Source organism: Iodobacter violaceini (genome assembly GCF_011601265.1).
Lineage (GTDB): Bacteria > Pseudomonadota > Gammaproteobacteria > Burkholderiales > Chitinibacteraceae > Iodobacter > Iodobacter violaceini.
On record NZ_JAAOLX010000018.1, the window covers coordinates 1 to 13,331 of the forward strand.

General features: G+C 48.9%; 10 protein-coding genes. 7 read left to right on the forward strand and 3 right to left on the reverse strand.

Translation table 11 applies throughout. The features are described 5' to 3' along the window. The 6 genes from HA050_RS20925 to HA050_RS20950 form a co-directional block, all read left to right on the forward strand. A partial coding sequence (locus HA050_RS20925; protein ID WP_166830358.1) for a DUF2345 domain-containing protein occupies positions 1-513 on the forward strand: 513 nt, incomplete at its 5' end. Positions 514-527: 14 nt separating this feature from the next. After that, a complete protein-coding gene (locus tag HA050_RS20930) occupies positions 528-1,400 on the forward strand; it encodes a DUF4123 domain-containing protein (protein WP_166830360.1) in 873 nt (290 codons plus the stop codon). 24 nt (positions 1,401-1,424) lie between these two features. Continuing rightward, positions 1,425-1,958, forward strand: a complete 534-nt coding sequence (locus HA050_RS20935; RefSeq protein WP_166830362.1) for a DUF3304 domain-containing protein — start codon at positions 1,425-1,427, stop codon at positions 1,956-1,958. Continuing rightward, positions 1,958-3,925 (forward strand): T6SS phospholipase effector Tle1-like catalytic domain-containing protein, encoded by a 1,968-nt coding sequence (locus tag HA050_RS20940; RefSeq protein ID WP_205836539.1) that lies wholly within the window; start codon positions 1,958-1,960, stop codon positions 3,923-3,925. Before HA050_RS20935 ends, HA050_RS20940 begins: the two co-directional genes overlap by 1 nt. Positions 3,926-4,007: 82 nt before the next feature. Then, positions 4,008-5,123, forward strand: coding sequence for a hypothetical protein (locus tag HA050_RS20945; RefSeq protein WP_166830364.1), 1,116 nt, complete (start codon positions 4,008-4,010; stop codon positions 5,121-5,123). A 239-nt stretch (positions 5,124-5,362) separates the two neighbouring features. Further along, positions 5,363-6,397, forward strand: coding sequence for an SEL1-like repeat protein (locus HA050_RS20950; protein ID WP_166830366.1), 1,035 nt, complete (start codon positions 5,363-5,365; stop codon positions 6,395-6,397). A gap of 116 nt (positions 6,398-6,513) precedes the next feature. Here the strand turns inward: HA050_RS20950 and HA050_RS20955 are convergent, their stop codons facing one another. Both HA050_RS20955 and cadR read right to left on the reverse strand, forming a co-directional pair. Continuing rightward, positions 6,514-7,074, reverse strand: coding sequence for a DUF4442 domain-containing protein (locus HA050_RS20955; RefSeq protein WP_099398785.1), 561 nt, complete (start codon positions 7,072-7,074; stop codon positions 6,514-6,516). A gap of 44 nt (positions 7,075-7,118) precedes the next feature. Next, on the reverse strand, positions 7,119-7,550 hold the full coding sequence (gene cadR, locus HA050_RS20960; RefSeq protein WP_166830368.1) for a Cd(II)/Pb(II)-responsive transcriptional regulator: 432 nt from the start codon (positions 7,548-7,550) through the stop codon (positions 7,119-7,121). Positions 7,551-7,759: 209 nt separating this feature from the next. Between cadR and HA050_RS20965 the strand changes: the two genes are divergently transcribed. After that, positions 7,760-9,916 carry a heavy metal translocating P-type ATPase gene (locus HA050_RS20965; RefSeq protein ID WP_308418923.1) on the forward strand — a complete coding sequence of 719 codons (2,157 nt, stop codon included), beginning with the start codon at positions 7,760-7,762 and terminating at the stop codon, positions 9,914-9,916. 40 nt (positions 9,917-9,956) lie between these two features. Here HA050_RS20965 and HA050_RS20970 read toward each other — a convergent pair whose 3' ends face one another. After that, the gene (locus HA050_RS20970) at positions 9,957-13,328 is read right to left on the reverse strand and encodes a type I restriction endonuclease subunit R (RefSeq protein ID WP_205836540.1); all 3,372 of its coding nucleotides are present in this window, start codon (positions 13,326-13,328) and stop codon (positions 9,957-9,959) included. Positions 13,329-13,331 lie beyond the last annotated feature (3 nt).

Genomic DNA, 13,331 nt, shown 5'->3' on the forward strand with positions numbered 1-13,331 from the left:
CTGCATGGCGAGGACGGCGTAGCGATCACCAGCCCGCAAAGCCAGACCATCGCCGCAGGCACAAACCTCGATCTGGTCGCCCAAAGAGACACCAACCAAACCTCCGGCCGCCGCTGGATACACAATGTTGGATCACACATCAGCCTGTTTGTAGCCGGGGTAAAAGACCAAGTTTCGCTCAAACTGATCGCAGCCAAAGGCAAAATCCAGCTGCAGGCGCAGAGCGACGATATTGAAATCACCGGCGACAAAGATTTAAAAGTCACCGCCTGCAAAGAAAGCATCACTGTGGTGGCTAAAGACGAAATTCTGGTCACGGCAGGGGGAGGCTATATCCGGCTGAAAGGTGGCAATATCGAAATCCACTGCCCGGGAACGGTGACGGTGAAGGGTGCGAATCATGATGTGAGCGGGCCTGCGCAAATGATGCCGCCTTTGCCGCAGTTTCCAAATACGGTTTGTATTCCATGTTTATTAGCAGCGATGAAATCAGGTAGCCCTTTTATCGCTTAAGGAGTATTGCAAGCATGACGAATTTAGTTGAAGTCATTCATGATACTGCCGCGCTTTATGATGCGATTGCCTCTGGTGCGGAATACGGCGCACTGTATGCCGTTGTAGATTCTGCATTTAATTTGGGAATAAGTAAGCAACTAAAAAAATGGCCGTCTGTCGAGCTTTATCAAAACACTGAATTGGCAGATTTAGGCAAATATTCCCCTGTCTTGTATTTGATCGGAGAGGATCACAGCGCAGCACATATTGCCAAATTGATAGAGCTGTGCAAGGGGCAGCCCATGCTGAGCTTTATTCGCAGTGCTTGTGATTTAAGCGATTTAAAACAGCATCTGGAGTATTTGCTAAAGGTTTATTGCGAAGACAACACAGAATGGCCGTTGCGCTATGCCGATACACGGATATTAATTTCTCTTTTTGATGTATTAAATGAAGAGCAAAAAAGCATATTGCTTGAGCCTGTTCACTGCTGGATGATCCCTGATCGATTTGGGAAAATACAAAATCAGTTTGGTAATAATAAAAATACTGCGCTTTGGAATGCGGAAGCGGGTGTGTTGAAAATGGATGAAAATCAGTTTTCTGAAATGATTGATGCGGCAACGCCTGATTCTATTTTAGCAACCGTGCGGGATCAATACAGCAGTATTTTATTGCCCTATACCTGCGGTGAGCAGTTTAAACGGGTAGAGCAAGGAGTAAAAGACGCAAAAGAATTACAGCTGAATGGCGCTCAGGAAGTACTGCAAATGGCACTGCTTCAGCTAATGGCCGCAGAAGGCATTAATCAGTCTGCAGATTACGCCGTATTCAAAAAAATAATACTAGATGGACAAGAGCTGGCGGATGCCATAAACCATTTGCCCGCCACTTTCTGGCGGTAAGTATTTTCAGAAAAGGAGTGATATATGAAAAATAAATTGAATACTATACCTCGCGCCGTATTTGTAGCACTGATGGTATTAACCATTAGCGCGTGCAGCAGTTACGAGCGTTTTCCCGGGCAAAATAAGATTGCAGAAAATAAAGCCAGGGCTGCGGAGGAGTTGGAGAAGGAAATACCGATGCTGGGTGTTGGGACGATGTGTGTTGAACATTCTAATGTTGATTATATCCATACTTATTATGTTCAAGAGCCCTTTAGTAGCAATATGGAGGGGGGGGGGAATTGCGGGAAGTTGGTTGCTGGTGGGTATAGATTGCCTAGGAAGTGGCAGCAAGGAATGAAGGTGAAAGTCCGTTGGAATCGCCCAATAAAAGGTAAAGATAATTGGATTGAAAAATATACGACTATTATGCCGTATGACACACCGGGTATTTTATATGTGCATTTCTTTGAAAATGATCAAGTGCGGGTTGTCTCTTCAGCATATGATGGCCCATCAAGCCCAGATCATCCTATTTCAATAAATTCCATTACGCCTCCGCTTGAGGTTAAATAATGGGAGCAATTAATTCTGCTCCAAAGCGTATCGAGGATAGTGCTGAAAAAGAGTTAGCCCTGCCGCCAAGTGAAATCATGAAAAGGATTTGCTCAGCGGAGCCAGCTACTCCTACTTCATGTAAGTTAGACGTAGCAATTAGTCTATTTTTTGATGGCACTAACAATAATATGCAGCGTGATGAAGCCGATTTATCACATAGTAATATTGTTCGTTTGTTTAAGTCGCATAAAGCCACTAATGTGAAGAATTCCCTGTTTAAATCTGGGTGTTATGCTACTTATATTCCTGGTGTAGGGACTCGTTTTGAGGTGAACGATGAGTTGCGTGAAACTGCAGATGGTAAGGCGATGGCTAAGGGCGGACAGGCCCGTATATTATATGCATTACTCCATACCTATAATGCAGTACACAAGGCAATTGTCAATGATAAAGATTGGTTAAATGAAAATGATATTGCCAAAAAAATCAAAGCCTATAAAGAGGATGTAGAACAGCAGAATAATTATGATCCACAAAGACGGCAGCCCAGGCCTAATCGCAAGAGCTGGTTTGCCGATTTGCGTGAGGAATTAAATAAAAAGCTGGAAGAAGCGCGGCAAGCTAAGCCTAAACCGATGATTCCGGCCATTAAGGTGGCGGTATTTGGTTTCTCTCGCGGGGCGATTGAGGCGCGGGCTTTTTGCTATTGGCTGGATGCCGCTTTGGATCATGGCTGTATTTGCGGTATTCCGGTGGAAATCAATTTTTTAGGTTTGTTTGATTCGGTGGCATCGGTTGGCTTGGCTAATTCTGCCTCTGAAACCACAATACTCTGGTTTGCCAATGGGCATTTTGATTGGGCAGCGGAAACGCTGAAACCATTGCCGGGCTTAGTTAAAAAAACGGTGCACTATATTGCAGCGCACGAGCAGCGGATGAATTTCCCGATTACCCGTGTATTAGGCGGTAATGCCAGCGAATATATCTATCCCGGTGTGCATTCGGATATTGGCGGGGGCTACGGTAAAAATGATCAGGGCCGCGCGGGCAGTATAGGAAAAATGCTTTCCCAGGTGCCTTTATTACATATGCATAAGGCGGCAGTGATGGCCGGTGTACCGCTGGCGCTGTATCAGGAGATGGATGACAGGCTGAAAGTTGATTTTGAACTTGATGCAGAATTAGCCAAACGCTGGAATTTATATATGGCGGCTGGTGCATGGGCGGGTAGTTATGAAGAACTAATCAATGCCCATATGCGAATGTATTATCGCTATCGCCGTTTTTATTTAAATGGCTTTGAAAAATCAGAAGCTTTTAAAAATGCCAACCCACAAGAGAAAGAAGATATAAGCAGCTATAACGCCCTTTTGCAGGGTGATTTAAAATTATTAAAAGAGCGTGCAAATGGCGGCAGGCCAAGGCCTCCTGAGCGTGGCCGTTTTCCTGTTAATGATAATATTGATTTTCAGCAAAATTCCAAATTGGCTAATAAGCGGGCATTGTCCAGATCGGATCATCGTAATAAACCGGATGCGATAGAAAGTATGGCATTAGAAATATTTGATGCCGTACCGGATACCACCTTGCCGCCCGAATTACAATTGCTGGATCTGCATGTGCATGATTCTTTGGCCGGGTTTTATCTGGCGGGTTATGTAACGAAAGAAGAGAAAGCCGAGCGTTTATTGGAAATGCAAAAGGATCCTCCTTCTGAGAAAAAAGCCTATGACAGGAAAGTGTATGAAAATGCGCAGGCAGACCCTGAGATCAGAGATTTATTAACAAATAAACGAAAAATGAAAAAAGACAGCGAACGGGTTTTTTCTGTTGAAGAGCAGGATAAATTAAAAACGGATAAAGTTTTCCCAGTGCTGACCGATGCCGATGCGCCTGAGCTAAGAAACGTTTTGATTACCTCTCAAACCTGGACAAGGCGTGAGGGCGGCGGCTATTTGAAAGACAGATACATCTTCCCCGATTAAGTATCGCAGCCTTGGTGAAAATTAATTTTTACCAAGGCTTTATTTATTTTGAACCCCCCGTTATTTTACCTGCTGTGATTTAATGCGAAAGAAAACACAATCTAAATCTGTATTTAGACAAGAAAATACGCCAATTAGAAGTTTAAATGTCATTCAAACGAATCATGTTCCGACCAAGGCAGAGAAATTCACCCAATGGCTGGGTGTTTCACTGCTGTTTTTAAGTATTTTCTCTTTGTTCCTGGGTTTGGCAGGTCTGGCTATGATCTTTATTCGGCTGGATGGGATGCAATGGTATGTGCCGGGCGATTGGCTAAAATATCAAGCAATCAGTATTTTTGTTTTGATGCTGGGAAGCTGGTTTTTTCTTGCTTATTCAGAGCGAAAATTGATTATTCGTTTTAATAAAAGTGGCTGCTGGTTTAATCAGCATAGTGATCCGCTGGACTGGTCTGATTTAGAAATATCATTTTTAATGAGAAATCGTGTTAAGGCGCAAACCACGCAATCGCAGCAGGCTTATTCATTTGAGCTTAAAATTGGCTCGCCGGGGCATGGAGTATTTCATTATTCTGGCAGGGGGGCTGATGTTGCTGTTTTAAAAGAACTGCTTCAATTTTTGCCTCAGGGGGCATTGAGCTGCCTGACTACAGATTGGACTACGCCTGTTTCGGGGAATAATCGATGGCGCGCGCATAGTGTGGCGAATAAAAGCAGAAAGTATGCCGCTATTTTTGGATTTATCTCCTTGTTTTTATGGATGACAGCAAGCATCGTTTTTATGCCAGATTTAATCATGAGTGGAATACTAGCCTTTACTCCCTATTTTCCACAGCCTGATATATCTGTCCGTTCTGACGAATATATGGGCTATAGCATGGTTTTAATGTTAATGGGAGGCGGTGCAGGTGCATGGCTGATAAATTGGGGGCTGGAATTTACGCGTGATTATTTGTCTGCTGATAAAGATGGTCTTTACAGCAAGCAGCATGGGCTAATCCCTTGGGATAAGATTACTTGCATGAAAAGTTTTGCTTTGGGGCGTGACAATGGGGAGGCGCTGCAAATCTCATTCTTGAATCCGGCTTCAGTCATGATCACTCACCGATGGCAAGTCGGTTTATTCAGCAGTGTGGCTAAGTTTGCAGAAGTTTGCGAAGCAGGCTGCCTGGAGTTTGGCCAGCTAAGGCCTGACTGATGCCAATTAGCTGCGAAGGCTGGGGCATTATTCGTGCAGGAATGTCTGCGGATCTATCATGTTCGCGAGAGGGGAGAATTACTCCTACAAAACCAGCATATTATTAAAGTGAAATTTTCTCGTCGCCTTCAATAAGTACTTATATGAAAGCAATACGTTGTTCCGACAGCCCGATTAGAGTGATTTTATAGCAAGTTTAAGTATGCTCAAGAACTATAGCCAATAGCAGAAAGATCAATATGCGAAAATTTAATCGAATATTACTATTTACTGCATTGTTTTCCCCTTTCTATTCTATTTCTGGCCCTTTAAGTAGTATAAGCCTAAATAAAATGGAAAGCATCAAAGTAAAGTTATCTTTTTTCTGTGCGAAAGAGCAGGAAGTTTTACCTGAATTAGCAGCAGAGCCGGATTTGCTGTTTAAATATGCACGCTACTTGGATAAGAATAATATCCTAGCCCAGGATGCGTCTGTATACACGGAAGTTGGTCGTTTGTATCGGATTGCTACGGCGCATGGCCATCATAAAGCCAGTATTAATTTACAGAATGGCATGATGCGCAAGAAGTTTAGTGGGGATTCAACAGAGATGGCTGATTGGGCGCAGGCACTGATTAAAGATAATATACCCGCAGGTTATTTTTTAATGGGAGTTTATATTAAGAGTGGTAGTGCGGGCATTCATCAGGATGCTGCATTGGCTTTGCGATACTTTCGTAAAGCCGCCGATATGGGGAATCCAGATGCTCAGTATTATGTTGGTGATAAATTATCTGCCATTGATAATGCCCCTGATGTGGCTGTTCAGTTATGGGGGTGTGCAGCAGATCAGGGGAATGCAGACGCGGCAAGGGCTTTAGGAGATCATCAATCAGTGTATAAGAGATATGATGCAGCAGTGAGCGCGTTTCAGTTAGGAGTGGCGGCGGGAAGTAGTAGCTCAGCACTTGCTTTGGAAAATGCATTTAAATCACCGTCCATAGATGACCGCTTATATTATTTGGCGCAGGATAAGGATGATGAACGAGTTGAACGTTACCATAAAATAAGAAAATTTTTAAGCGCATATTCCTACGCCAAGCCTAAGGTTCCTGATTTAGATCAGATTGCGCCCTTACCTCCTGCCAAGCTCCCAAAATGGGATGGTACATTTCAATGGCTGAAAGAGTTTAAAGCGAATATTGCACCAGAAAAACCATCAGAAGCACTTATAAAAAAACTGGCAGATGCGAAAGGCTTGGATGTAGCTACGGGGATGCCTTTGAAAAAGTAATGCTTTATAAACAGAAACCAGCATATTTTTAATATGCTGGCTTCTGTTTGATTAAGTCATTCACTGGCTGTGCTTGTTTGGAAATATATAGTTAATTGCCTGTTTGTAATTGATTTTTATTTGGGGCTTTCCGCCTCAGCCATATCCCGCTTCGCCCGTCTTTCCGCCATTTTATTGTCGTAAGCGCTTTTATGGGCGATGTATAAGACGCGCTCTACTTCGGCGCAGACATAGCCTTTTTGATCGATCAGTTGCACGGGGTAGACGCGGTCTATTTCCGGGGTGAGGGCGAGCAGGTCGCGGATTTCGGTGAGCTCCGATTCATCGATTTTAAACTCGGCCACCAGCGTGCCGCGGCCCGGGCGTTTAAAGCGGATGGTGCCGCCTTTATCCCAAACTACATAATCATCCCCCAGATTAAAATACAGCATGCTCATATAAAATGGGTCGGTGGCGGCAAACATGCTGCCGCCAAAAATTGTGCCATTGATATTGCGCGTTTTCCAATTCAGCGGCAGCTCCACGCGGATATATCGCACATCAGGCGATACTTCACGTACTTTGCAGCCGGTGCGGCGAATGGCGGGAAACCAGTTCAAGCCAAGCTTCATCAGTTTAGCGGCAAGCCGCGGACGGGCAACGATGGCGAGGGCGATCTTTCTGAAAAAAGGCGACATTCACGAATCCGGTGGTGAGGTGTGGGTTTTGCGTGTGTAAGATACTAGCCTAAATGAGTATGCCGTTCAGGTGTATTGCTGACTTCCATATTATTTAAACCTTGCACAATGCCGCAGTCTTGCACTGCTTGCTCGCTCTGGCACAGCTGCCTGAGTGTTTTTAGCTGCGCTTCCAGCTTCAGCAGCTCCTGAATCCGGATGCTGACATGTTCTATATGCGTGTCGAGCAGATTATTCACTGAGTGGCAGTTGTCTTCAGGCTGATCCATCAGTTGCAATAAGGCACGGATTTCCTGATGCGTCATATCCAGCGCCCGACAGTTACGAATAAAGCTTAAGCGCTCCAGATGAATCTCGTTGTAATCACGATAATTGCCGCTGGTGCGGGCAGGCGCAGGCAACAGCGCTTCCTTTTCGTAATAGCGGATGGTTTCTACTGTGCATTGTGCGGCCTGGGCGAGTTCACCGATTTTCATGGTTTTCCTTCTTGCTTGAGCTAAGTTTTACGCACGCCCTTGGTTCATGTGCATGCTGATTTTAGGTAAGCAAAGCCCACTGATATCTTTGCTTCACGCCAAAGGCTGGCGGATGTCAGCTGCCTGGCAAAACATATTTTGCAATGGTGCTTGACCCTAAAGTGGCTTCAGGCTGTGTAATGCTCTAAAGCATATCAGGAGTACGCACCGTGTCCAATTGTTGCAAGCATTCTTCCCCCGCAAAACCCCGCTACCGCGTTGTTGGATCGCCTCCGCCACCTTTGCCGCAAGGTGATGGTGCAGGGGTGTTAAGCCGTATTCATATCCAGCAGATGGATTGCCCGACTGAAGAGGGGCTGATTCGCAAAAAGCTGGGGGCGATGGTGGATGTGCGTGGTTTGCAGTTCAATTTGCTGCAACGCGTGCTGACCGTATCGCATCGCCAGGAGGCGCTGCCTGCGATTCTGGCAGCAATTGCCGAGCTGGGCTTTACGCCGCGTGTGGATAATGGAAGCAAAACCGCTGTGGCTGAGGTCGCAAAGCCCTGGTGGCCACTGGCACTGGCGGGCGCACTGGCAGTGGGGGCTGAGGTTTGCGATTGGCTGGCGATGCCGGTGTGGTTAACGGCGGTGCTGGCCGTTGCGGCTGTGCTGACTTGTGGGCTGACAACTTACAAAAAAGGCTGGATTGCAGTTTCTAACGGCGATTTAAATATCAATGCGCTGATGAGTATTGCGGTGACGGGCGCTTTGCTGATTGGGCAGTGGCCGGAAGCCGCGATGGTGATGGTCTTGTTTACCCTTGCTGAGTTGATCGAGGCCAAATCTTTAGGCCGCGCCAGAAACGCCATCAGCGGCTTATTGCAGCTCACGCCAGAGCGCGCCACGGTGCAGCAGATCGATGGCAGCTGGCAAGAGCAGGCGGCGGCTGATATTGCGCTAGGCAGTATTTTGCGGGTACGGCCTGGCGAGCGGATTGCGCTGGATGGCGAGGTGATCTTGGGGCAATCGTTTATTAATCAGGCGGCAATTACAGGGGAAAGCTTGCCGGTAGAAAAAAATATCGGCGATACGGTGTTTGCCAGCACGATTAATGAAACTGGCTCGTTTGAATATCGGGTCACGGCGGTGGCGGGCAACACCATGCTGGCGCGGATTATCCATGCGGTGGAGGCGGCTCAAGGCGTGCGTGCGCCAACGCAGCGTTTTGTGGATCGCTTTTCTAAAATTTACACCCCTGTAGTTTGCGTGCTGGCCTTGGCCGTGGCGGTGATTCCGCCGCTATTTTTGGGGGGCGCGTGGCAGGAATGGATTTACCGCGCGCTGGCGATGCTGGTGATTGCCTGCCCCTGTGCTTTGGTGATTTCTACGCCGGTAACGATTGTCAGCGGCCTTGCCCGTGCGGCGCGGCTGGGTATTTTGATTAAGGGCGGCACTTATCTGGAAGAAGGGCGCAAGCTAAAAAGCCTGGCGCTGGATAAAACCGGCACGCTCACTTTTGGCAAACCAGTGCAAACCGATATGGCGGCGCTGGCTGATGTGCCCGTAGAGGTTTGCCAGCGTATCGCCGCCAGCCTGGGCGCGCGCTCGGATCACCCTGTTTCTATGGCGATTGCGGCGCAGAGCAATGATTATCTTGAAGTGAGCGATGTAAAAGCACTGCTTGGGCGCGGCATCAGCGGGCAGATTGAGGGCATATCCTATGCAATGGGTAATCATCGCCTGGTCGAAGAGCTGGGCCTTTGCTCGCCAGCGCTGGAGGAAAAGCTGCAAGTACTGGAAATGCAGGGTAAATCGGTGGTGGTACTAGCATCTGATCGCGTACTGGCGCTGTTTGCCGTGGCCGACACGGTAAGGCCAAGCAGCCGTGAGGCGATTAATCAGCTGCAAGCGCTAGGCGTAGAAACGATCGTGTTATCAGGGGATAACGAGCACACCGTGGCGGCGATTGCCAGCGATCTGGGCATTGCCCAGGCGCATGGTAATTTACTGCCAGAAGATAAGCTGCGCCTTGTGGAGGTCATGGCGGCATCGTCCGGCATGGTGGGCGATGGTATCAACGATGCACCCGCCTTAGCCCGCGCCGATATTGGCTTTGCCATGGGCGCGGCAGGCACAGACACCGCCATCGAAACCGCCGACGTGGCGCTGATGGACGACGATCTGCGCAAAATCCCCGAATTCATCCGCTTGTCGCAAGCCACGCATCGCATCCTGGTGCAAAACATCACGCTGGCGCTGCTGGTAAAAGCGCTGTTTCTGGCCCTTACCCTGGCAGGCCATGGCACGCTATGGATGGCCGTGTTTGCCGACATGGGGGTGAGTTTGCTGGTGGTGATAAATGGTTTGAGATTGCTGAGGGCGTAGTGTAAGCGTTAAAGCAGGGGGCGTTTGCCCCCGGTTTTTTCTACCTTCCCCCCATCGCCAACAAATCAAACACCACCCGCGCAAATTTCTGCGCTTTGCTTGGATCAGATAGCAGCTGCAGCATCTGGTTCTGATGCGCTGCGCTGCTGTCCATGATGGCGTTGTCGATGGCTTTGGAGAAATCGCCCAGCATCGCTTGCTCTGGCGTGTTGTTTGCGATTTGCTTCATCACAATGGCGTTTTCGCCCACCTTGTCGCGGATGGTGTAGGCGTAGTTCACCATGTCGTTGTCGGTCAGCTGATCAGTTACAAACAGCTCATTCAGCCGAGTGATAATCTGCGATAAAAACTCTTCTTTCAGATCTTTCGGCTTGGCACTGCCCAATTCGTCGCTTGGGGCCAGCTGATATTCGGCGCTGTTTTGTTTCAGCACCAAATCCTGCTGGCGGATTTTGGACAGGCGATAGTGGCTCAGTACCACATTGTTCAGATCAATCTCCTCTTCGCCTAAGCCAATCTCGCGCAGCATAGGGCGCAGGTGGCGCGCGTACAGGCTTAGCTTATCCAGATCAGGCGATTCATAGTTGATAATCTGCGACATAAACTCGTAAAAGCGTACATAACTGCCCAGATCTTTTTTAAAGATTTCCAGTGTGTTTTTTTCTTTGGTGCACTCTTTCAGGCTGTTTTCGGTGTTGGCGATCAATACTGCGTCGCCGCTTTTCTTGGCGCGCTCAAACATATCTTTGGCCTGCTTAAAGGCGTCCACCGCCGATTTGTAGCGCATTTGCCAGCGCTGCATGGCCGGTTTGCAGATATTGGCCAGCGCCGCATTGCTTTTGCTGCTGGTGTAAAACACGGTATAAAACTGCTCGACTTCGTTCCAGTTAAAAATCCCTGCCGCGCGCAGTTTTTCAAATAGTTCCCACACCAGGTTCGGGTCTGATACATCCGCCAGCTCTGCCGTTTGGTAATAGGGCTGGAACGCCGCCAGTATTTCTTCTGGCTCGTTAAAGAAATCGAGCACAAACGTCCCTGATTCGGCCTTGCCCGGATGTGTACGGTTGAGTCGTGATAGCGTTTGCACGCATTCTACGCCGCCCAGTTTTTTATCGACGTACATCGCGCAGAGCTTGGGCTGATCAAAGCCGGTCTGAAATTTATTGGCGACGATCATCACCTGGTAATCATCCGAATCAAAGGCCTTGCGCATATCGCGCCCCTTTAGATTCGGATTCATATTGGACTCGGTGAATTTCTCGCCCAATAGCGTGGCACTGTTCGGGTCTTTATCAGTGAACTCCACCTCGCCCGAGAACGCCACTATCGCGTGAATCTTCTGATAGCCTTTTTCGGTGATGTATTTATCAAAGCCCAGCTTGTAGCGCACTGCTTCTTTGCGCGAGCTGGTCACCACCATCGCTTTGGCCTGGCCTCCCAGCAGCCCCATCACGTGATCTTTAAAGTGCTCAACAATCAGCAGCACTTTTTGCGCGATATTGTGGTCGTGCAGCCGCACCCACTGGTTGAGTTTCACTTTGGCGCGTTTGCTATCGACTTCGCTATCGGCCTCGCGCACCTTCATCGCCAGGTTGTACGCCACTTTGTAATTGGTGTAGTTCTTCAGCACATCCAGAATGAAGCCTTCCTCAATCGCCTGGCGCATGCTGTACACATGGTAAGCCACCGGCTTATTGGTGATCGATGGCGGCTCGTCGGGGTTGGGCACGCGGCCAAACATTTCCAGCGTTTTGGCTTTGGGCGTGGCGGTAAAGGCAAAAAAGCTCAGGTTACGTTTGGCCTGGCCTGCAGCAGCGGCCATCACGTCTTCATCATCCACCGCATCTTCTTCGCCGGTGCTTTCCACCAGCAATACTTCTTTCAGCTTTTTCGCGGTCAGGCCGGTTTGTGACGAATGCGCCTCGTCGGCAATGATGGCGTAATTGCGCTGTTTCAGCTCCGCGCTGTTTTCAATTGCTTTTAAGACAAACGGAAAGGTCTGGATCGTCACGATAATTATCGGCTGCGATCCCACCAGTGCGGCGGCGAGTTTTTCGGATTTCGATCCGCTGCCCTCATCATTATTGATTCGCCCCACCACGCCATCGACGTGCTCAAACTGATAAATCGTGTCTTGCAGCTGCGCATCGAGCACGGTGCGATCCGTCACCACGATCACCGATTCAAATTGCTTCTTGCCCGCAGTGTTGTAAAGGCCAGAGAGCTGATGCGCCACCCATGCGATGGAATTCGATTTACCCGATCCGGCGCTATGCTGGATCAGGTAATGATGCCCCGCACCTTCGCGGCAGGCGGCGGCCAGCAGTTGGCGCACCACATGCCATTGGTGATAGCGGGGGAAGATCATCGTCTCTTTCTTGTATTTACGGCCTTCCCAGTCTTCCTTGTCTTCAATCTGCAAATGCACAAAGCGCGCCAGAATATTGAGCAAATTATCAGGCAACAGCACTTCGTTCCACAGGTAATCGGTGGCGTAGCGCTTGACATCATCGGGCACATCATTGCCCGCGCCACCTTCCGCCGTGCCCTTATTAAACGGCAGGAAAAAAGTGTTTTCCCCCGCCAATTGCGTGGCCATATACACCTCGTATTGGCTCACCGCAAAATGCACAATCGCACCGCGCTTGAAGGTCAACAGCGGCTCGGGCTTTTTGGTAATCGGGTCAATCGGCAAACGCGTGGTTTTGTACTGCTTAATCGCCTTGTACACCGCCTGCTTAAACTCCGATTTCAGCTCCAGCGTCGCCACTGGCAGGCCATTCACAAACAGCACCAAATCAATCCGCCATGCTTTGGCCTTGCTGCCCGTCTCGGCCAAATGGGCTGCACCTTCCCCTGTAGGGGAAGGCTGGGATGGGGTATTAATCCTCCCCCACGGGCTGTACACCAGCTCTTGGACGACAGTAAGGCGGTTTTGCTGATAGCGCGCCAGCGTATCGGGGTTCAGATCATGATCGGGCTTGAACTGGCACAGCGAAAAGCGCGTATTGCGGTCGCGCAGCTCGTGGCGCAATACGCCCAGCGTGCCGTAGGTGCGCGATTCTTTATGCGTGGCGTTCGGGTCGGCGCGATTGAGCTGCTTGGCGACGATCTCTAAAAACTTCTGCTCTGGCTCCTTCGGATAATTCGTGCAGAATTTCTGCCACTCTTTGGGCTGCGTGTCCTGCACAAAGCCGAGCAGATCGGGCGCATACAGCGCCAGCTCGCGGTTGTACTGCGCGGCATCGCCCAGCTGCCAGCCATTGGCAACCAGCTGGTCAATGATGTCGTTTTGAAACTGGCGCTCAGCAGAGAGATCGGTCATGGTCGGCTTGGGTGTTTGGGTTAAATTAAAGGCGTTGAGTGTGGATATGGCCTTGCAGGTCAATGCCCGCAATGGTTGCAAGGTCATACA

What these genes read in the sequence shown, in the direction of transcription:
- HA050_RS20940 (WP_205836539.1), top strand. Translation starts at nt 1,958, where the DNA reads ATGGGAGCAATTAATTCTGCTCCAAAGCGTATCGAGGATAGTGCTGAA.
- HA050_RS20950 (WP_166830366.1), top strand. Translation starts at nt 5,363, where the DNA reads ATGCGAAAATTTAATCGAATATTACTATTTACTGCATTGTTTTCCCCT.
- cadR (WP_166830368.1), bottom strand. Translation starts at nt 7,550, where the DNA reads ATGAAAATCGGTGAACTCGCCCAGGCCGCACAATGCACAGTAGAAACC.
- HA050_RS20945 (WP_166830364.1), top strand. Translation starts at nt 4,008, where the DNA reads ATGCGAAAGAAAACACAATCTAAATCTGTATTTAGACAAGAAAATACG.
- HA050_RS20935 (WP_166830362.1), top strand. Translation starts at nt 1,425, where the DNA reads ATGAAAAATAAATTGAATACTATACCTCGCGCCGTATTTGTAGCACTG.
- HA050_RS20930 (WP_166830360.1), top strand. Translation starts at nt 528, where the DNA reads ATGACGAATTTAGTTGAAGTCATTCATGATACTGCCGCGCTTTATGAT.
- HA050_RS20970 (WP_205836540.1), bottom strand. Translation starts at nt 13,328, where the DNA reads ATGACCTTGCAACCATTGCGGGCATTGACCTGCAAGGCCATATCCACA.
- HA050_RS20955 (WP_099398785.1), bottom strand. Translation starts at nt 7,074, where the DNA reads ATGTCGCCTTTTTTCAGAAAGATCGCCCTCGCCATCGTTGCCCGTCCG.